This is a genomic window from Deferrisoma sp. (assembly GCF_054681715.1).
Map to the genome: position 1 here is coordinate 1 of NZ_BAAHFQ010000067.1, position 17,061 is coordinate 17,061.

Annotated in this window: 19 protein-coding genes and 1 pseudogene; 8 read left to right on the forward strand and 12 right to left on the reverse strand. The window is 72.2% G+C overall.

What is annotated here, in order from left to right:
- From ACY0I8_RS10605 to ACY0I8_RS10625, 5 genes and pseudogenes are all read left to right on the forward strand, one after another.
- Positions 1 to 270 (forward strand): annotated as a pseudogene (locus ACY0I8_RS10605) (SAM-dependent methyltransferase); the annotation flags it as partial.
- A 154-nt stretch (positions 271 to 424) separates the two neighbouring features.
- On the forward strand, positions 425 to 940 hold the full coding sequence (locus ACY0I8_RS10610) for an FmdB family zinc ribbon protein (RefSeq protein ID WP_461394722.1): 516 nt from the start codon (positions 425 to 427) through the stop codon (positions 938 to 940).
- The gene (locus tag ACY0I8_RS10615; protein WP_461394723.1) at positions 930 to 1,694 is read left to right on the forward strand and encodes an alpha/beta fold hydrolase; all 765 of its coding nucleotides are present in this window, start codon (positions 930 to 932) and stop codon (positions 1,692 to 1,694) included. The genes ACY0I8_RS10610 and ACY0I8_RS10615 overlap by 11 nt, the downstream gene beginning before the upstream one ends.
- A gap of 4 nt (positions 1,695 to 1,698) precedes the next feature.
- On the forward strand, positions 1,699 to 3,645 hold the full coding sequence (locus ACY0I8_RS10620) for an ABC-F family ATP-binding cassette domain-containing protein (RefSeq protein ID WP_461394724.1): 1,947 nt from the start codon (positions 1,699 to 1,701) through the stop codon (positions 3,643 to 3,645).
- Positions 3,642 to 4,373: a hypothetical protein gene (locus ACY0I8_RS10625; RefSeq protein ID WP_461394725.1), complete on the forward strand. Its 732-nt coding sequence runs from the start codon at positions 3,642 to 3,644 to the stop codon at positions 4,371 to 4,373. The genes ACY0I8_RS10620 and ACY0I8_RS10625 overlap by 4 nt, the downstream gene beginning before the upstream one ends.
- 240 nt (positions 4,374 to 4,613) lie before the next feature.
- On the opposite strand, the gene tatA is transcribed toward ACY0I8_RS10625, so the two are convergent.
- The 12 genes from tatA to ACY0I8_RS10685 all read right to left on the reverse strand — a co-directional run bounded on the left by tatA (position 4,614) and on the right by ACY0I8_RS10685 (position 14,499).
- The gene (gene tatA, locus ACY0I8_RS10630) at positions 4,614 to 4,844 is read right to left on the reverse strand and encodes a Sec-independent protein translocase family protein (protein WP_459940684.1); all 231 of its coding nucleotides are present in this window, start codon (positions 4,842 to 4,844) and stop codon (positions 4,614 to 4,616) included.
- Positions 4,845 to 4,945: 101 nt separating this feature from the next.
- Positions 4,946 to 6,301: a replicative DNA helicase gene (dnaB, locus tag ACY0I8_RS10635; protein WP_461394726.1), complete on the reverse strand. Its 1,356-nt coding sequence runs from the start codon at positions 6,299 to 6,301 to the stop codon at positions 4,946 to 4,948.
- Positions 6,302 to 6,436: 135 nt separating this feature from the next.
- Positions 6,437 to 6,892 (reverse strand): bL9 family ribosomal protein, encoded by a 456-nt coding sequence (gene rplI, locus ACY0I8_RS10640; RefSeq protein WP_459940643.1) that lies wholly within the window; start codon positions 6,890 to 6,892, stop codon positions 6,437 to 6,439.
- Positions 6,893 to 7,002: 110 nt separating this feature from the next.
- Positions 7,003 to 7,944 (reverse strand): DUF2232 domain-containing protein, encoded by a 942-nt coding sequence (locus tag ACY0I8_RS10645; RefSeq protein ID WP_461394727.1) that lies wholly within the window; start codon positions 7,942 to 7,944, stop codon positions 7,003 to 7,005.
- Between the two features lie 7 nt (positions 7,945 to 7,951).
- Complete coding sequence (gene rpsR, locus ACY0I8_RS10650; RefSeq protein WP_461394728.1) at positions 7,952 to 8,185, reverse strand: 30S ribosomal protein S18; 234 nt, start codon at positions 8,183 to 8,185, stop codon at positions 7,952 to 7,954.
- A gap of 12 nt (positions 8,186 to 8,197) precedes the next feature.
- Positions 8,198 to 8,638: a 30S ribosomal protein S6 gene (gene rpsF / locus ACY0I8_RS10655; RefSeq protein ID WP_461394729.1), complete on the reverse strand. Its 441-nt coding sequence runs from the start codon at positions 8,636 to 8,638 to the stop codon at positions 8,198 to 8,200.
- Between the two features lie 132 nt (positions 8,639 to 8,770).
- Positions 8,771 to 9,739, reverse strand: a complete 969-nt coding sequence (locus tag ACY0I8_RS10660; RefSeq protein WP_461394736.1) for a polyprenyl synthetase family protein — start codon at positions 9,737 to 9,739, stop codon at positions 8,771 to 8,773.
- A 166-nt stretch (positions 9,740 to 9,905) separates the two neighbouring features.
- Complete coding sequence (locus ACY0I8_RS10665; protein ID WP_461394730.1) at positions 9,906 to 10,691, reverse strand: DUF116 domain-containing protein; 786 nt, start codon at positions 10,689 to 10,691, stop codon at positions 9,906 to 9,908.
- A complete protein-coding gene (gene fmt / locus ACY0I8_RS10670; protein WP_461394731.1) occupies positions 10,688 to 11,635 on the reverse strand; it encodes a methionyl-tRNA formyltransferase in 948 nt (315 codons plus the stop codon). The genes ACY0I8_RS10665 and fmt overlap by 4 nt, the downstream gene beginning before the upstream one ends.
- A 3-nt stretch (positions 11,636 to 11,638) precedes the next feature.
- Positions 11,639 to 12,157, reverse strand: a complete 519-nt coding sequence (gene def / locus ACY0I8_RS10675) for a peptide deformylase (protein ID WP_459940649.1) — start codon at positions 12,155 to 12,157, stop codon at positions 11,639 to 11,641.
- 55 nt (positions 12,158 to 12,212) lie between these two features.
- On the reverse strand, positions 12,213 to 12,602 hold the full coding sequence (locus ACY0I8_RS10680; protein WP_461394732.1) for a hypothetical protein: 390 nt from the start codon (positions 12,600 to 12,602) through the stop codon (positions 12,213 to 12,215).
- 265 nt (positions 12,603 to 12,867) lie between these two features.
- Positions 12,868 to 14,499 (reverse strand): hypothetical protein, encoded by a 1,632-nt coding sequence (locus ACY0I8_RS10685; RefSeq protein ID WP_461394733.1) that lies wholly within the window; start codon positions 14,497 to 14,499, stop codon positions 12,868 to 12,870.
- Between the two features lie 155 nt (positions 14,500 to 14,654).
- Here ACY0I8_RS10685 and ACY0I8_RS10690 point away from each other — a divergent pair, with 155 nt between their 5' ends.
- The 3 genes from ACY0I8_RS10690 to ACY0I8_RS10700 all read left to right on the forward strand — a co-directional run.
- The gene (locus ACY0I8_RS10690) at positions 14,655 to 15,746 is read left to right on the forward strand and encodes a peroxiredoxin family protein (RefSeq protein ID WP_461394734.1); all 1,092 of its coding nucleotides are present in this window, start codon (positions 14,655 to 14,657) and stop codon (positions 15,744 to 15,746) included.
- Between the two features lie 63 nt (positions 15,747 to 15,809).
- Complete coding sequence (locus ACY0I8_RS10695) at positions 15,810 to 16,859, forward strand: branched-chain amino acid aminotransferase (RefSeq protein WP_461394737.1); 1,050 nt, start codon at positions 15,810 to 15,812, stop codon at positions 16,857 to 16,859.
- The coding region (locus ACY0I8_RS10700) for a hypothetical protein (RefSeq protein ID WP_461394735.1) at positions 16,856 to 17,061 on the forward strand (206 nt) is incomplete at its 3' end. The genes ACY0I8_RS10695 and ACY0I8_RS10700, both read left to right, overlap by 4 nt.

The following is a 17,061-nucleotide window of genomic DNA, read 5'->3' on the forward strand; positions in this document are numbered from 1 at the left end:
GCGGCCCCGGCGCGCCTGGGGGTCGCCACGGCGCTCGTGGCCGCCACGGGCTTCGTCCTCGGCCGCCCGTTCCCCGCCGGCCTGGCCCGGGTGGGGGTCCGGGCCCCCCGGCTCGTGCCCTGGGCCTGGGGGGTGAACGGGTTCGCCTCGGTGGCGGGCGCGGCCCTCGCGGGCCTCGTGGCCCCGGAGGCCGGGTACGCCTGGGCCCTCGGCCTCTCCGCGGCCGCCTACGCGGTGGCGGCCCTGGCCGGCCCGGAGCCCCGCGGTTGACCTTTCGGGGCTCCCGCCCCATTATTCCCCCTCTTCCGCGGGCGAGCGCGGGGGGCCTCCGAAGGGGCGCCGCCGGTTCCCGGACCCGCGCCCCCACCCGACTCCCCGCGACCGGCCACGGCGGACCGAGGGATGGAACCAGGAGGTACGAACCATGCCGGTGTACGAGTTCTACTGCCCCGACTGCCATGTGATCTTCAACTTCCTCGCCCGGCGGCCCGACCCGGCCCGGCGGCCCGACTGCCCCCGGTGCGGCCGCGAGGACCTGGAGCGGCAGGTGTCTCTCTTCGCGATCTCCAAGGGCCGCAAGGACTCGGGCGGCGAGGGGGAGGACGACCTGCCCGACATCGACGAGACCCGCCTCGAGCAGGCCATGGAGAGCCTGGCCGCCGAGGCCGACTCCATCGACGAGGACGACCCCCGGCAGGTGGCCCGGCTCATGCGCAAGCTCTACGACGCCACCGGGATGAACCTGGGCCCCGGCATGGAGGAGGCGATCCGCCGGATGGAGGCCGGGGAGGACCCCGACAAGATCGAGGAGGAGATGGGGGACATCCTGGAGGAGGAGGATCCCTTCACCGGGGGCGGCGGGCCGGCGGGACCCCGCTGGAAGGCCCTCAAGAAGAAGCTCCGACCCCCCGAGGTGGACGAGACCCTCTATGAGCTCTGAGCTCCGGTTCCTCGACCGGGCCGGGCGGCCCCGCCTGGCCTACCGGGCCACCCCGGGCCGGGGGCCCTGGGTGGTGTTCTGCGGGGGGTTCACCTCCACCATGGACGGCACCAAGGCCACCGCGCTGGAGGCCCACTGCCGGGGGCGGGGCATGGCCTTCGTGCGGTTCGATTACGCGGGCCACGGGGCCTCGACCGGCCGGTTCGAGGACGAGACCGTGGGCACCTGGGCCGGCGACGCCCTCGCCGTGGTGGACCGGGTGGCCGAGGGGCCGGTGGTCCTCGTGGGCTCCAGCATGGGGGCGTGGGTGGCGGCCCTGGTGGCCCGGGAGCGGCCCGGCCGGGTGCGGGGGCTCGTCACCGTGGCCGCGGCCCCCGACTTCACGACCGAACTCGTGGAGCCGGGCCTCGGGCCCGAGGCCCGGCGGCGCCTCGAGACCGAGGGCCGGGTTCTCGCGCCCAACCCCTACAGCCCCGAGCCCACGGTGATCACCCGCCGGCTCGTGGAGGACGGCCGAACCAGGAGGGTGCTCCCCGGGCCTGTGCCCCTGGAGGGCCCGGCGCGGCTCCTCCACGGCCTGGCCGACGACCAGGTGCCCTGGACCCTGTCGGTGCGGCTCGCCGAGGCCCTCACCACCCCGGACGTCCAGGTCACCCTGATCAAGGGGGGCGACCACCGGCTCTCCGACCCGGTGGGCCTGGAACTCCTCGGCCGGGCCGTGGACGAGGTGTGGGCCGGGGCGGCGGGGGGATAGGACGGTGCTCGTCGAGGCCCGGGGGCTACGGAAGACCTACGGCGGCCGCGACGTGCTCGCGGGGGCCACGTTCCGGATCGCCGAGGGGGAGCGCTGGGCCCTGGTGGGGCCCAACGGCGCAGGAAAAACCACGATCCTGCGGCTCCTCGCGGGCCTCGAATCCCCGGACGGGGGCCGGGTCCTCCGGCGCCGGGGCCTCGAGGTGGGCTACCTGCCCCAGGAGATCCCGGCCGCCCCGGACCTCGGGCTCCGGGAGTACGTGGAGGACGTGGCCGAGGATCTTCGGGCCCTGGAGCGGGAGCTTCGGGCCTGCGAGGCGGAGCTGGCAGCCGGCGCGGACGACCCGGCCCTCCTGGAGCGCTACGGCTGGCTCCAGACCCGGTTCGACCACCTCGACGGGTATCGGCTCCGGGCCCGGGCCGAGAAGATCCTCCAGGGCCTGGGATTTTCCGAGGACGAGTTCGACCGGCCGCTCGCCTCGTTCTCGGGGGGCTGGCGGATGCGGGCCGCCATGGCCCGGATCCTTCTGCGGGAACCCGACCTCGTGCTCCTGGACGAGCCCACCAACCACCTGGACATCGTGAGCCTGGAGTGGCTCGAGGGCCACCTGGCCGAGAGCCCGAGCGCCTTTCTCCTGGTGAGCCACGACGTGGCCTTCCTGAACCGGGTGGTCGGGGGGGTGATCGCCCTGGAGGGGGGGCAGGCGGTGGTGTGCCGGGGCAACTACGACCAGTACGCCCGGGAGCGGGCCCAGCGGGAGGAGGCGGCCCGGGCCGCCTACGAGAACTACCTCAAGCGCCGGACCCAGGCCGAGCGGTTCGTCGAGCGGTTCCGGGCCAAGGCCACCAAGGCCCGGCAGGTGCAGTCGCGCCTCAAGCAACTCGAGAAGGAGGAGCCGCCGCCCCCGCCCCCGCCGGCGGCCGCCGGCTTCCGGTTCCGGTTCCCCCAGCCCCTGCGCAGCGGCCGCACCGTGGTGGAGCTCGAGGGCGTGGAGGCGGGGTACGGCGGCCGGCCCGTGTACCGGGGCCTTAGCTTGCGGATCGACCGGGGCGAAAAGGTCGCCCTCATCGGGCCCAACGGGGCCGGGAAGTCGACCCTGCTCAAACTCCTCGCCGGCGAACTCGCCCCCACGGCCGGCCGGATCCGGTTCGGCCACAACGTGGCCGTGGGCTACTTCGCCCAGCACCACCTGGAGCAACTCGCCCCCGGCCGCACGGTGCTCGAGGAGATCCTCCGGCTCCCCACGGTGTCGGGGGAACTCGAGGCCCGCACCCTCCTGGGGGCGTTCCTGTTCTCGGACGACGCGGTGGAGAAACGGGTCGAGGTGCTCTCGGGCGGCGAGAAGAGCCGGCTCGTGCTCGCCCGGATGCTCGCGGCCCCCGGGAACTTCCTGCTCCTCGACGAGCCCACGAACCACCTCGACATCCAGGCCTGCGAGGTGCTCAAGGAGGCCCTGGCCTCGTTCCAGGGCACCCTGTGCCTCATCACCCACGACCGGGACCTCATCAACCGGGTGGCCACCCGGGTCCTTTACGTGGAGGCCGGAGCGGTCGACTCCCACCCCGGCAACTACGACGACTTCCTGCGGGTGCGCGCGGAGACCGAGGCGGCCGGGGCGCCGACGGGGGGGAAGCCGGAACCCACCGGCCGCAAGAGCAAGAAGGACCTGCGCCGGGAGGAGGCCGAGCGCCGCCGCCGGATCCGGGAGCGCACGGCGCCCCTGCGGCGGAGGGTCGGGGAGCTCGAGGACGAGATCGCCGGGCTCGAGGCGCGGCTGGCCGCGGTGGAGGCCGACCTCGCCCGGCCCGAGACCTACGCCGCCTCCGACCGGGCGGCGGAGCTCGCCCGGGAGCGGGCCGCGCTCGCCCAGCGGGTGGAGACCCTGACCCGGGAGTGGGAGCGGGCGGCCGAGGACCTGGAGGCCCTGGAGGCCGAGGCGGGGGCGGCGTGAACGTCGGGGCGTGGATTGCCCGGTTCGTCGCGGTGGAGGGGGATGGGCCCCGGCGGGCCCTGTGGGCCGAGGCCCTGGGCGCCGGCCCCGCCACCGAGGCCGCGGCGGTCCTCGACGCCCTGGTCCGGCAGGCGGCCCTCCGGGACGTCGGGGCCGGCCTTGCGCTCCGGGCGCTTGCCGACCTCGAGGGCATGGCCCGCCGCGTCGGGCCGGGGCGCATGGCCGACCTCCTGGCCGCGGCCCGGGACCGGGACCTGGACGCCGCGCTGCTGGTGCTCGAACACCCGGGCCGCCCGCGGCGGGGCGAGGAACTCGGCCCGCCCCCCGACCCGGCCGTGGAGGCCCACACGTTGGGCCACCGGAAAACCGCGGCCCGGGGCCCCCGCACCCCCCTTCTGGAACGGCTCCTCACGGACCCCGATCCCCGGGTGGTCCGGGAACTCCTCCGGAACCCCCGGCTCCGGGAGGCCGAGGTGCTGGGCCTCGCCAGCCGCCGGCCCTGCCCCGAGGCCGTGTTCTGGCACCTCGCCCGGGCCCCCCGGTGGATCGCGCGGCCGGCCGTCCAGCGGGCCGTGATCCGAAACCCCTGCGCCCCGCCCCGGCTCGCCCTGGTGCTCCTCGTCCCCCAGCCCGACCCGTTCCTCGCCGAGGTGGCGAACGACGAAGGGCTCCACCCCGCGGTGCGGGACGGAGCCCTTCGGATTCTCGGGTGGCGCCGCCGCGCCTAGGCGCCGGCCAGTGTTCCGCCGCCCAAAGCGGTATGCAAATCGCGCCGGTGGGGCTGGGGGTTCCGACGAAGCGCGACGGCCGAGCAGTTCGGGCCGCCCGGCGCCAGGGGAGCGACCGCGGCGCGTGCCCTCACGCGCCGCAGCGGACCGCGCCGAGGCGGCCCCTGCGAGGCCGATCAGCGAAGGAGGGGCCCCCAGCCCCACCCCTTGGGAAAACCACGAGATCTCGGGAACGCCTCACTAGGCCTTTTTCTCCTCGTCCTCCTTCTCGGCGGCCCCGGTGTTCTGGGGGATCTCCTCCTTCTTCTCCGGGGTCACGTCGATGGGGTCGGGCTCGTTCATGGCCTTCTTGAAGCTCTTGATCCCCTTGCCGAGCCCCCCCATCAACTCGGGGATCTTCTTGCCGCCGAAGATCACGAGAACGATGAGCAGGATGATGAGCCACTCCGAGCCCCCGGGCATTCCGAACATGGGCGTCTTCCTCCGCGTATAGTGGGAAACGGTGGTCTCAGGCGAACCGCGCGTACTCTACCACGCCGGGCGGGAACGGAACCAGGGAAAGGGCGCGCCGCTCACCCCTCCTCGTACCCCTTCGCCAGGTTCTCGAAGGCCGTGTACTCGTTTAGGAACGCGAGCTTCACCGTGCCGGTGGGGCCCTGGCGCTGCTTGCCCACGATGATCTCGGCGATCCCCTTGTCGGCCGACTCCTTGTTGTACACGTCGTCCCGGTAGATGAACAGGATCACGTCGGCGTCCTGCTCGATGGCGCCCGATTCGCGCAGGTCGGAGAGGAGCGGCCGCTTGTCGCTGCGGCTCTCCACGCCCCGGTTGAGCTGGGAGAGCGCGATCACCGGCACGTGGAGCTCCTTGGCGAGCGCCTTCAGCGACCGGGAGATCTCGCTGATCTCCTGCTCGCGCACGTCGTAGCTTCCCCGGGCCCGCATGAGCTGGAGGTAGTCCACGATGACGAGCTCGAGCCCCGCCTCCGCCTTGAGCCGCCGGGCCTTGGCCCGCAGTTCCAGGGTGGAGATGCCGGGGGTGTCGTCGATGAAAAACGGGGCCTCGGCCAGCACCCCCGCGGCCCGGGCGAGCTTCGGGAAGTCGGAGTCCTTGAGCATGCCGCGCCGGAGCCGGTGGGAGTCGATCCGGGCCTCGGCGCACAGGAGCCGAAGCGCCAGCTGCTCCCGGCTCATCTCCAGGCTGAAGAACCCCACCGGCAGGTTCTCGTGGACCGAGGCGTGGTGGGCGATGTTCAGCACGAACGAGGTCTTGCCCATGCCCGGCCGGCCGGCCACGATGATGAGGTCGGAGGGCTGGAGCCCCGCGGTGAGTTGGTCGAGGTCGTGGAACCCGGTGGGCACGCCGGTGACGAGCTCCTTTCGCTCGTAGAGCTCCTCCACCTTGGCCATCGCGCCCTTGAGCACGTCCCGAAGCCGGACGAACGAGGGCGAGATCTTGCGCTGGGTGATCTTGAAGATCTCCTGCTCGGCCCGGTCCAGGTAGTCCTCGACGTCGGCGTCGGGGTCGTACCCCCCGCTCGCGATCTCGGTGGCCACCCAGATGAGCTTGCGCAACACCGACCGCTCGCGCACGATGCGGGCGTAGTGCTCGGCGTTGCGGGCCGAGGGGACCTGGTCGGTGAGGCTTCCCACGTAGGCCGCGCCCCCGGCCTTTTCCAACACGCCTTTCTTGCGCAACTCCTCGGTCAGGGTCACGAGGTCGATGGGCTCCCCCCGCTCCGAGAGGTCGAGCATGGCCTCGAAGATGAGCCGGTGGCCGGTGCGGTAGAAATCGTCCCGGTCCACCAGCTCGGCCACCTGGGGCAGGACGTCGTTGTTCAGCAGCACGGCGCCCAGCACCCCCACCTCGGCCTCGAGGCTGTGGGGGGGAACCTTGGAGGGGGCGACCGCCACCTGGGAACCGGACATGGACCTCGCTCTCCGGGAACGACGAGGACGACAAAACGAAACCGGCCCGAGCCCTCCACGCCAGGTGGGGGCCGGGCCGGTCGGGTGCCAGCCGGGCGCCGGCGGCCCGATGGTGCCGCGGCGCGCGCGGGGAGGCTAGGCCTCGGCCGCCTCGGCCTCCACCACCGCCACGACCTCGGTGCGCACCCCGCCGTGGAGCTTCACGGGCACCGTGAACTCGCCCACGGACTTCAGGGGCTGGTCCAGCACGATCTGCTTCCGGCTGATCGCGAACCCCTTGTCCTGAAGGGCCCGCTCGATGTCGATGCTCGTGACCGAGCCAAAGAGGTGCTGCTGGTCCGAGGCCTTGCGGGTGAACACGAGCCGCTGGCCCTTGAGCGCCTGGGCCAGCTCCTCGGCCTTGGCGATCTCCCGCAGCCGCTTCTTCTCGAGGGCCCGCTTCTGGTGCTCGATGGCCTTCACGTTGCGCGGGTCGGCGAGCGCCGCGAGCCCCTTGGGGATCAGGTAGTTGCGGGCGTACCCGTCCTTCACCGTCACCACATCGCCCACGGTGCCCAGGTTGGGAACCGTCTCCTTCAGGATCACCTTCATCGGTCGCCTCCTTCGCAGGACTTCGGTCTACGGTCGCCGGTCTTCGGCCCCCGGTCGAGCCCCTCCGCGTGTCCGAAGCCGCGACTTGCTTTGAGCCGTTGGGGCCCCGGTCAGGCCTGGGGCGTGCGGGCCCAGCGGGCCCGGAAATCGAACCACAGATCGAACGCCCCGATGCCGGCCACGAGCACCATCACCGGGAACTGTACGAACACCAACACGTACGCGATCGCCCGCACGAACGCGGGGAACCCGCGGGTCACGAAAAGGTGCTGGACCACCGCGATCCCCTGGAGGAAGTAGGCGGTGGCGAGCACCAGGAACACGTTCCAGCCCAGGGTGCCGAGGGCTCCCCCCGCCAAAAGGGCCGAAAACCCCGCGGCGAGAAGGCCCCAGATCCACCCGGCCGGGGCCTTCCACTCGATCCAGGGCTCCGCCGCCGGGTCCCGGACGACCCGGCGAAGGGACACGGCGTTCACCCAGCCGGTGAGCGCCGTGACCATGCCGAAGAGCCCGGGGAAGAGCCGCCGCAGGAGCTCGGCCGTGCGGTCGAGCCCCTCGGCCAGGGCCGCGGCGGCCGTGGGATCCGCGGCCGCACCCTCGAGCATCCGGGCCAGGGCCTCCCGGGTCTGGGCGATGGTGGCGTCGAGCCAGGCCAAGGGGCCGGTGCCCGCCGCCCAGGCGAGCCCCGACACGGCCACGGCCGTGCCGGTGGCGGCCAGGAACACGTAGGCCCCCACCACCTGGTGGGCCGGCCGCCGGGCCGCCTCGAAAAACCCCAGGGCCACGCCGGGGCCCGCGAACTGGGCCACGTAGAGCGCCGTGGCCGCCGGACCGGCCACGGCCGCGGAGGCCGCGGCCGCAACGCCCATGGCGGCGAGGCCCGGGCCGGGCCCCCTGGTCCGGGCCACCCAGGCCAGGGGCAGGGGGCTCAGGAGGGCCAGGCCGAACCCGAGCCCGGGGGCCCAGAGCGAAAGCCAGAACAGGCCGGCCGAACCGAGGGCGGCCCCCGCCAGGGGGGCCCAGCGGCTCGGGCCCGCCAATGACCGGTTCACCCCGGCCTCAGGGCATCTCCGTGAACGGCAGCAGGGCCACGTTCCGGGCCCGCTTGATCTCCCGGGTTAGCACCCGCTGGTGGTAGGAGCAGTTCCCCGAGATCCGGCGGGGCACGATCTTGGCCCGCTCCGAGAGGAACTGCCGGAGCACCTCGGGGTGCTTGTAGTCGAGCGGGATGCTGGGATCCACACAGAACCGGCACACCTTCCGGCGGCCGCGACGCTTATAGGGATGGGCCATGGGTCGCCTCCTCTAATTCTCGTCCTCGTCTTCTTCCTCGGCCTCTTCGTCCTCGTCCTCCTCCTCCACCCCGGTGGGCTGGGAGGTCGCGGCGGACTCGGAAGCGCCCGCCATCTCCTCCACTTCCTCCGCCGGCAGTTCGGCCGGGTCCACCCGCTCGTCGAGCTTGATGGTCTGGAACTTGAGGACGGTGTCGAGGAGGTTCAGCCGCCGGTCCAGCTCGGTGGCGGCCCGGGCGGGGCCGGCGAACTCGAGGAGGAGGTAGTAGGCCTTGGACCGGCCCTTCATCTCGAAGGCCAGGTCCCGGAGGCCCCAGTGGTTGGTCTTGAGGATCCGGCCGGACTCGTTGGTCACGTATTCCTTGACCCGGCGGATCAGTTCCGTGCGGGCCTCCTCCCCCAGGTCGGGGTCGAAGAGCACCATGCACTCGTACCGATTCCAGATGTCAGCCATGCTCTCTCCTTTCGGCTGTCAAGCCCCCGAGGGGGCAAGGAGAAGGACCTGCGGGCGGCCCCCGCCGCCCGCGCGAACTGCGCCTTATACCGGAAACCCCGTCCCGGGGCAAGCGGTTTTCCGCCGGGGAGCCTACCGGTCCCGGGCCACCACGTAGTCGGCCACCACCTCGAGGGCGTCCCGCTCCGGGCACGAAGGGAACGCCCCCAGGCGGGCCTTGGCCGCGGCGATCCGCTCGCCGGCCATGGCCATGGCGGCCTCGATGCCGCCGTGGCGCTCCACGAACTCCCGCACCCAGGCCCGATCGGCGTCCGAGAAGGACTCCCGCTCCACCAACCGGGCCACCCGCTCCCGCTCTTCGGCCGACGCCCGGGCCAGGGCGTGGATCACCGGCAGGGTGATCTTCCCCTCCTCCAGGTCGGCGCCCACGGGTTTTCCGAACCGCTCCCGGTCGCCGACGAAGTCCAGGCAGTCGTCCACCAGTTGGAACGCGACCCCGACGTCCATGCCGTACTCCCGGAGGGCGGTGACCCGGTCCTCCGCGGCGTCGCCCAAGAGCGCCCCCACCTCGCAGGCGGCCGCGATCAAGACCGCCGTCTTGTTGACGATCACCTCCAGGTAGTCGTCCACCGTGACATCGAGGTCGCAGGTGCGAAGGAGTTCCAGGATCTCCCCCTCGGCGAGCGCCGTGGTGGCGTCGGCCATGGCCCGCAGGATCCGCAGATCGCCGTCGGCCACCATGAGGGCGAACGACTTGCTGAACAGGAAATCCCCCACCAACACCGTGGCCTCGTTGCCCCACACCGTGTTGGCCGATTTCTGGCCCCGTCGGAGATCCGCGTCGTCCACCACGTCGTCGTGCAGGAGCGTGGCCGTGTGGATGAACTCCACGATGGACGCGAGGGGCACCGCCCGCTCTCCCCGGTAGCCGCACAACCGGGCCGAGAGAAGCAGGAGAAGGGGCCGGATCCGCTTGCCCCCGCTCGTGAGCACGTACCGCCCCACGGTCTGGATGAGCGGGACCCGGGAGTCGAGATTGCGCTCGAACTGCCGCTCCACCGCGTCCAGGTCGTCTCGCATCATCCGCACCACCGCGGCCATGTCCATGGGGGCGCGGGGCGGCGCTTCGGTCTGCCGGGCAGGCCTTGTCATACGCGTACGTCCTCCGGGATCGGAATCGTCCGGGCCGGTTCGCTCACCGGTCATCGGTCTGCGTCTTTTCGTTCCGGTCGGCCCCCGCCTCGGAGGCGGAGGTCACCGAGGGGTTTCACGCCGTGCCGGCGGCCTGCCGGCCGGCGGCACGGCCGGAGAGCAGGAACTCCACCGCCCGTTCCACCTCTCCGAGATCCACCAGGGTGTTGCGGCACGGCCCCTCCGGCCGGCGGTTCAGGATGCCGTACACCGGCAACGGGTAGGCGTCCTGGATGCCGCTCGCCAGGTCCCGCTCGCACGCCACGGCCACAATCAGGTCGGGCCGGGTTTCCACGATGGTCCTCCGCGCCACGGTTCCGCCCGTGGCCACGCTCAGGCTCACGCCGTAACGGTCCCCGATGGCCACCAACCCGGCGATCGGGCACTTGCCGCATCCGCGGCAGTTGTGGATGTCGCCTGTGATCCGCACCCCGCAGGAATCGATTTGCAGGCAGTGGGGCAGCAGGATGAGGAGCCGCCCCGGCCGGGCCCTCTGGCCCGAGCGGAGCACCAGTTGGTTGTTGACCGCGATGAACGACCTCTCGAGCCGCTCCTTCGACACCCCCACGAGCCGGCCCAGCACGATCAGGATCGGAAACGCCCCCTTGACGATGAGCCCCCGGAGCCGTTTCGTGCCGGGCAGGTCCCGCTCGAACACGATGGCGTAGCACACGACCCCGATGCCCGCGAGGGCCACCAGGGCCGCGGCCCCGAACACCGCCCCGAAGGCCGTGAGGAACAGGGTCTCCGCCCCCGAGAACCAGCGCGGGCCGAGCCACACGCCGGCCCCCAGGACCCCGAGCACGAGTCCCAGACCCAAGAGGAGCCCGAGGAAGAGCCGCTTGTCCTCGCCCCGGGTCACCCGGCCCCGCCTCCCAACACCTCGCCCGGTGCGGGGCCGCCTCCCCTCGCCCAGTCGGCTCCGCCCATGGGCCGGCGGCCCTCGGGCTGCACCTCGAGGAGCACCACCGCCCCCCGGTCGCAGGCCACCACCGGGCCATCCCGGTCGACGCGGACCACCGTGCCCGGCGGCCCTTCGCCGTCTCGTTCCCCGGCCCGCAGCACCTTGACGGCCCCCGCCCCGCGAAAGGTCAGGGCCCCGGGCCGGGGGGACAGGGCGTGGATCCGGGCCCGCACCCGCCGGGCCGGCTCGTCCCACCGGATGGTGCGCAACTCCCGGTCGATCAGCCGGCTGTAGGTCGCCTGGGCCTCATCCTGGGGCTCGGGCCGGATGCGGCCTCCCCGGAGCCCGTCCAGGGTTTTCACCACCAGATCGGCACCGGCCCGCGCGAGAAGGTCCTCCAGCTCCCCGCAGGTGGTCTGGGGCAGCAGGGGAAACGAGCGCTGCAGCAAGATGGGCCCCGCGTCCATGCGCTCGTCCATGAGCATGGTGGTCACCCCGGCCCGATCGTCCCCCTCGAGGATGGTCCACGCCACCGGGGAAGGCCCCCGGTGGCGCGGCAAAAGGCTCGGGTGCAGGTTCACCGCCCCGCGCCGCGGCAGATCCAGGACGCCCCGGCCCAGGATCTGGCCGTAGGCCACCACGACCAGGAACTCCGGCTCCAGGGATCCGATCCGCTCCAGGGCCTCGGGGGCGTTCACCCTCTCGGGCTGGAACACGGGAAGGCCCCGTTCCAGGGCCAGCGCCTTCACCGGAGGGGGTTCGAGCTTGCGTCCCCGGCCGCGGGGCCTGTCGGGCTGGGTCACCACCAGGGCCACCCGCTCCCCGGCCGCCAGAAGCGCCTCCAGGGCCGGGAGCGCGAAGGCCGAGGTGCCGAGGAACACGACCGGTCCGGGGTCGGCCACCCTCTACCCTCCGGCCTTGGCCGCCTGGAGTTCCTTCTTCCGGCGCGCCACGTAGCGGCTTCGCTTGAGCTGGCTCAGGTGGTCGATGAAGAGGATCCCGTCGAGATGATCGATCTCGTGCTGGAACGCCACGGCCAGGAGGTCCTCGGCCTCGATCTCGACGGGTTTCCCTTCGAGGTCGAGGCCTCGCACCACGACCCGGCTGCACCGGGTCACCTCGTCCCGGAGGTCGGGGACCGACAGGCACCCTTCCTCCATCCGGACCTTGCCCTCCCGGCACACGATCTCGGGGTTCACCACCACGATCCGTTCGTCCGGCCGCTCCCCGGCCGAAAGGTCCACCACGATGACCCGCTGGGGCACCCCCACCTGGTTCGCCGCCAGGCCGATGCCCGGGGCGCGGTACATGGTCTCGGTCATGTCCTCCACGAGGCGGTGGATCGTCTCGTCGATCCGCTCCACCTCCTGGGCCCGCTGCCGGAGCACCGGGTGGGGGAAGGTCAGGATTTCCAGTACGGCCATGGGGTTCTCTCCTGGCGCGGGGATGGCCGGAGTCTACCGGAGGGCCGCCGGCCGATCAACCGGCCCCGGCCGCCCGGTGGGGCTCCTGGAAAAGGACCAGGTCCACCCGGCCGCCCGAGCCCTTGTCGGCCCGCACGAGCTCCATGTGCCGAAGGGTCGCGAGCGCCCGCTGGGCCTCCGCCGGGGAAACCCCCAGGAGCTTCGGCACCTCGTCCCGGGGCACCCGCCCCCTCTTCTTGACCAGGTCGTAGAGCCTGCGCTCCACCCCCTGGAGCGCGGCCACGGGGTCGCTCCCCAGGGAACTCTTCGCGTGCCGCACGGCCCACGGGTCGCAGGCCTTGGCCGGGCTCAGGAGATCCATGAGGCAGTCCTCGCACACCTTCTGGCTCCCCTGCTCCACGAGGGTCTCGGCGGGAACGTCCTTCTGACAACGATCGCAGCGCATGGTACACCTCCGTCGTCGGCTTGAAGGCTAGAAGGCTCTAAGGCCGGAAAGCTGAAACCCCGCTCTCCCAGACTGCGCGCGAGATTTCCGCACCCCCCCAAAGGGCCTCGGCCGCCGGACGGCCAAGGCGCCAAGCTGAAGCCACGAGACGCTCCTCTGGGCCGTGAGGGGGCCTGTTCGCAAGAACAAGAACGCTTCGCTTTCGGCCACACGGGGTCGCGGTCGGGGCCAAGGCACCGGCGATCGGCGACCGGGGTTACTTGGGCTACGCGTCCCGCCCACCCTTCGCGTCCGGCCCCCGGGATCGGCCCGCGAGGAAGCCCCCGGCGGCCGCTGAAACACCGTAGACGAGCACGGAAACGACCAGGGAGAACCCGCCCACCCAGAAAAGGTCGTACACGAACACCTTGGCTCCGGCCGCCAGGTACACGAGCCCCCCTACGGCCCGAAGTTCCTTGTCCCGGCGCCTCGTTCCCCCGATCCACAGGAGCGCCGCAGCCACCGAAAGGAGCACCGTGTCGGCGGCCGCGAGGGCCCCGGCCCCAGCCCCCGGCCAGATCCACCGCGCGAGGATGCGGGCCGAGAAAAACGCCGCGCCCAGGGCCGAAAGGAGCACGATCGAAGCCGTATCGTCCGACCGGTCGATCCGGTCGAAATAGATCGACCCCGAGGGCGGGGGGGTTCGGCGGCACCGCCGGTGGACCGCCCATCCCAACCCGGCGGCCACCGCGGCCCCGAGCGCCTGCCCCGGGCCCCGGGCCGTGCCTCCCAGGAGGACGAGCATCACCGGCACCACGGCCAGGAGGTAGGCCGCGACCCGCAGCGAAGCCTCCCGGCACCGATCGGAGCGATCCAAGGCCACCAACGCGCCGGCCATTCCCAGGGCCGGGCCCCACCACCCGGGCAGGAGCGCCCCTGCCCCCAGGCCGGCCGCCAGCCCCCCGGCCGGGGCCACCGAGCGGGCGAAGACCGGGTCCACCGCCGCGCCGAGCAGGAAGATCACCCCCGCCCCCCCGACCCAGGCCGCCCCCGGGGCGCCCGCCCCCGCCAATCGGGCCAAAACATAAGCCGCCCCGACGCCCGTGGCCAGTTCCAGCGCCACCCAGGCCCTCGTCTTGCCCCTCGCCCGGTCCGCCAGGGCGGCTGCGAGGGGGATCAGACCGAGCCCGGCCGCCGCCCAGAAGGCTCCCCGCCCGTCCGCCTCGCCGGCCAAGGCCCCGGCGGCGGCCACCCCGAGAAGCCCCGGCGCCCGTAGCCACCGCCCCCCGACGGGCTCGGCCAGGTGGGCCGCCGCCCACGTCGCAGCCGACGCCGCCACGAGAAGCATCCGGCCGTCCGGCGGCCGGGGAAGGAGCCACACCGCCCCCAGCACGGCCACAAGGCCCACCCCCACCCCGGCCGCTAGTTGGCCGAGGCGCCCCGCTGCGCCCACCGCGAGGGCCAAGAACGACGAGGCGACAAACGCCTCATTCGATGTCATCACCCCGAGCCGGGTCACCGACTCAAACACGGCGGCCGACCCGGTAACCGCCCCGGCGGCGAGGAACGTGCCGGCTCCCTTCTTGCCCTTGGCGCCGGCCCACCCCGCCGCCGCGGCCACGCACACCGCGTACGCGACCCCGATCCAGGCCCCCGCCCGGCCGGCGACCCACCCCGCCTCGGTGGCCGTCCGGAGCACTAGCGCCACCGCGAGCACGAAGCACACCAGGGCCGCCCTCTGGAGCGTACCCCCCAACCGCCCTTCGCCTTCCCCCACGGCATCCGGCACAGGGGCCGGCTCCCGGGGCTCGGCGGGCCGTTGCGGAGCGGCCCCCTCCAGCCTCGCCACCCGGAGTTCCAACGCTTCGACCTTCTCCCGGAGGGCCCGCAGCTCGGTTTCCAACGTGTTCGGGTCCATGGGTCACTCCTCGTCGCTGGCGCGCCGCCCCTTCGGCCACCCAAATCGGCTTTCCCCCCGAACGCAGTTTGACTCACCAACCGCCCGGAAGGTAGTGTACCGGCGGTTTCTCCGCGGGCCCACCCCACCGCAGGGTATCGTCAGGGACGATCACGATGAAGCGGCTGGCGCTCATTCTCCTCGTCGCCTACGCCCTCACGGCTCCGGCCCCTGCGGCCGACGCCCCGGGCCAGGTGCGCCTCAAGCCGGGGGATCCCTTTCCGGACCTCGAGTTTTACGGGCTTCTCGCCCCGGAAGATTACCCCCATCTCGGGCTTCCCCGGCGGGACGGCCCGGTGCGCCTCTCGGACATCCCCGGGGAGGTGCTCGTCCTCGAGTTCTTCAACAAATCCTGCGTGCCGTGCCAGCGGCAGGTGCGGGAGGTCGAGGCGTTCTACCAGGAGCTCGGACGGCGGGGCCTTCGGGACCGGGTGCGGCTCCTGGCGGTCGCCGCGGGGAACCAGCCGAAGTATCTCGGGAAGTATCGGAAAAAGCGCCGCCTCACCTACCCCATCACGGCGGATCCCCAGTTCGACCAGTGGCGCCGGGTGGGCGGGGCCGGCCGCACCCCGTTCACCGTGTTCCTCGTGCGCAGAGATGGCCGATGGCTCCTGGCCCGGTACTCCTTTGGGGTCCAGCAGAGCCGGGAACTCCTAGCCCACGGGCTTGCGCTGCTGGCGAACCCGGAGACGGCCCTCGCGCAAAACGACCCGGGCATTCCCCTGAGCGACCCCACCCTGGTCCTCCCCGTAGACGCCCTCGGCGTGCGCGAGCGGGCCCGGCAACTCTTCCGGCGGGCCACCGGCGAGACCGAGGTCGACGCGGTGGAACTCGACCTGGGGAACGGTGTCTGGCTCTACCAGGCCGTCTCCGGGGGGCGACGCCTCCCGGTGTTCGCCAAGCTCGCGAGCCGCCCGCCCGTATGCGAGGTGTGCGAGGCCGTGCACTTCCTGTTCGCCTTCGACCGGAGCGGGAAGATCCTCGGGTTCGAGCCGATCCATGTGACGAAATACGGAAACGAGCCCTGGTCCCCCGAGGACAACCGGTTCTTCGAGGGCCGGCTCCGGGGCAGGACCCTAAAGGACCTGTCTTTCGACCCCGAGGTGGACGCGGTGGCCATGGCCACCATGAGTTCCGCGCTCATCTTCGACGAGATCCGCCGCACCCTCCCCCTCCTGGAGCGCCTTCCGGCCGGCGATGGGGGCTGAGGGACGGGTTGTGCCCGGGAACACGCCCGGCTAAGATCTGACATCAAACACTTTTTTTACACCATCAAACCCAGCGAGGCGATCATGGAACGAGCGAATCTGGATTTCGCCCACCTTCCCTTTGCCTACCACAAAACGGACGCCAACATCCGGTACTGGTTTCGCGACGGCGCCTGGACGGAAGGGGAACTCACGGCCGACGAGACCGTGACCCTCCACATGGCCGCCACATGCCTCCACTACGGCCAGGAGATCTTCGAGGGGCTCAAGGTGTTCGAGCGGCCGGACGGGCGGATCCAGACCTTCCGGCTCGACGAGAACGCGAAACGCTTCCAGCGCTCGGCCCGGAAGCTCCTCATGGAGCCCGTGCCGGTGGAGCTGTTTCGGGAGGCGGTCCACCGGGTGGTGCGGGCGAACCGCCGGTTTGTGCCACCCTACGGGAGCGGGGCCAGCCTCTATGTGCGGCCGCTCCTTCTGGGGGCGAGCGCCGAGGTGGGGGTGAAGCCGAGCCGGGAGTACCTGTTCCTGGTGTTCGTGACCCCGGTGGGCCCGTATTACAAGGCCGGATTCGAACCGGTGCGGCTTATCGTGGAGGAGGAGATCGACCGGGCGGCGCCGGGGGGCGTGGGCGACATCAAGTGCGGCGGTAACTACGCGGCCGGCATGCGGGCCACCATGGGGGCCAAGGAGAAGGGCTACTCCGAGGTGCTCTACCTGGACGCCCGGGAGAAGAAGTACATCGACGAATCGGGCTCCTCCAACTTCTACGCCATCCGGGGCAACACCTACATCACCCCTGCGAGCCCGTCGATCCTGCCCAGCATCACCAACATGAGCGTCCAGCAGATCGCCCGGGACATGGGCCTCGCCGTGGAGCAGCGGCCCGTGTCGGTGGACGAGCTGGGGACCTTCGACGAGGCGGGCTGCCTCGGCACGGCGGCCGTGATCACCCCGGTGGAGTCGGTGACCTACCGGGACCGGGAGTTCGTGTACGGCACCCGGGGCCAGGCCGGCCCGGTGACGACCGAGCTCTACAAACGCCTCACGGCGATCCAGTGGGGGGAAGCCGAAGACCCCTACGGCTGGACCGAGATCATCCCGGAAGGCGCATGAACGAGAAGCTCATCGAGACCATCCAGGGGCCCAACGGGGTGGTGGTCGAGCTCCGGGAGGCCCGCACGCCGTACGGCTTCGAGAACCTCCTCGAGGTGAAGGTGACGCTGGTGGCACGGATCCCGGGCGCCAAGCGGCCCTACCGTTACGAACTGCGGCGCCTCGGGGTGGGCACCGACCAGGCCGACGAGGTGGTGGGACA

Bases quoted from the DNA above. Each gene is read 5' to 3' on its own strand.
- ACY0I8_RS10610 (WP_461394722.1), top strand. From the start codon at position 425: ATGCCGGTGTACGAGTTCTACTGCCCCGACTGCCATGTGATCTTCAAC.
- ACY0I8_RS10615 (WP_461394723.1), top strand. From the start codon at position 930: ATGAGCTCTGAGCTCCGGTTCCTCGACCGGGCCGGGCGGCCCCGCCTG.
- tatA (WP_459940684.1), bottom strand. From the start codon at position 4,844: ATGTTCGGAATGCCCGGGGGCTCGGAGTGGCTCATCATCCTGCTCATC.
- dnaB (WP_461394726.1), bottom strand. From the start codon at position 6,301: ATGTCCGGTTCCCAGGTGGCGGTCGCCCCCTCCAAGGTTCCCCCCCAC.
- rplI (WP_459940643.1), bottom strand. From the start codon at position 6,892: ATGAAGGTGATCCTGAAGGAGACGGTTCCCAACCTGGGCACCGTGGGC.
- rpsR (WP_461394728.1), bottom strand. From the start codon at position 8,185: ATGGCCCATCCCTATAAGCGTCGCGGCCGCCGGAAGGTGTGCCGGTTC.
- rpsF (WP_461394729.1), bottom strand. From the start codon at position 8,638: ATGGCTGACATCTGGAATCGGTACGAGTGCATGGTGCTCTTCGACCCC.
- ACY0I8_RS10660 (WP_461394736.1), bottom strand. From the start codon at position 9,739: ATGGCCGCGGTGGTGCGGATGATGCGAGACGACCTGGACGCGGTGGAG.
- def (WP_459940649.1), bottom strand. From the start codon at position 12,157: ATGGCCGTACTGGAAATCCTGACCTTCCCCCACCCGGTGCTCCGGCAG.
- ACY0I8_RS10680 (WP_461394732.1), bottom strand. From the start codon at position 12,602: ATGCGCTGCGATCGTTGTCAGAAGGACGTTCCCGCCGAGACCCTCGTG.
- ACY0I8_RS10685 (WP_461394733.1), bottom strand. From the start codon at position 14,499: ATGGACCCGAACACGTTGGAAACCGAGCTGCGGGCCCTCCGGGAGAAG.
- ACY0I8_RS10690 (WP_461394734.1), top strand. From the start codon at position 14,655: ATGAAGCGGCTGGCGCTCATTCTCCTCGTCGCCTACGCCCTCACGGCT.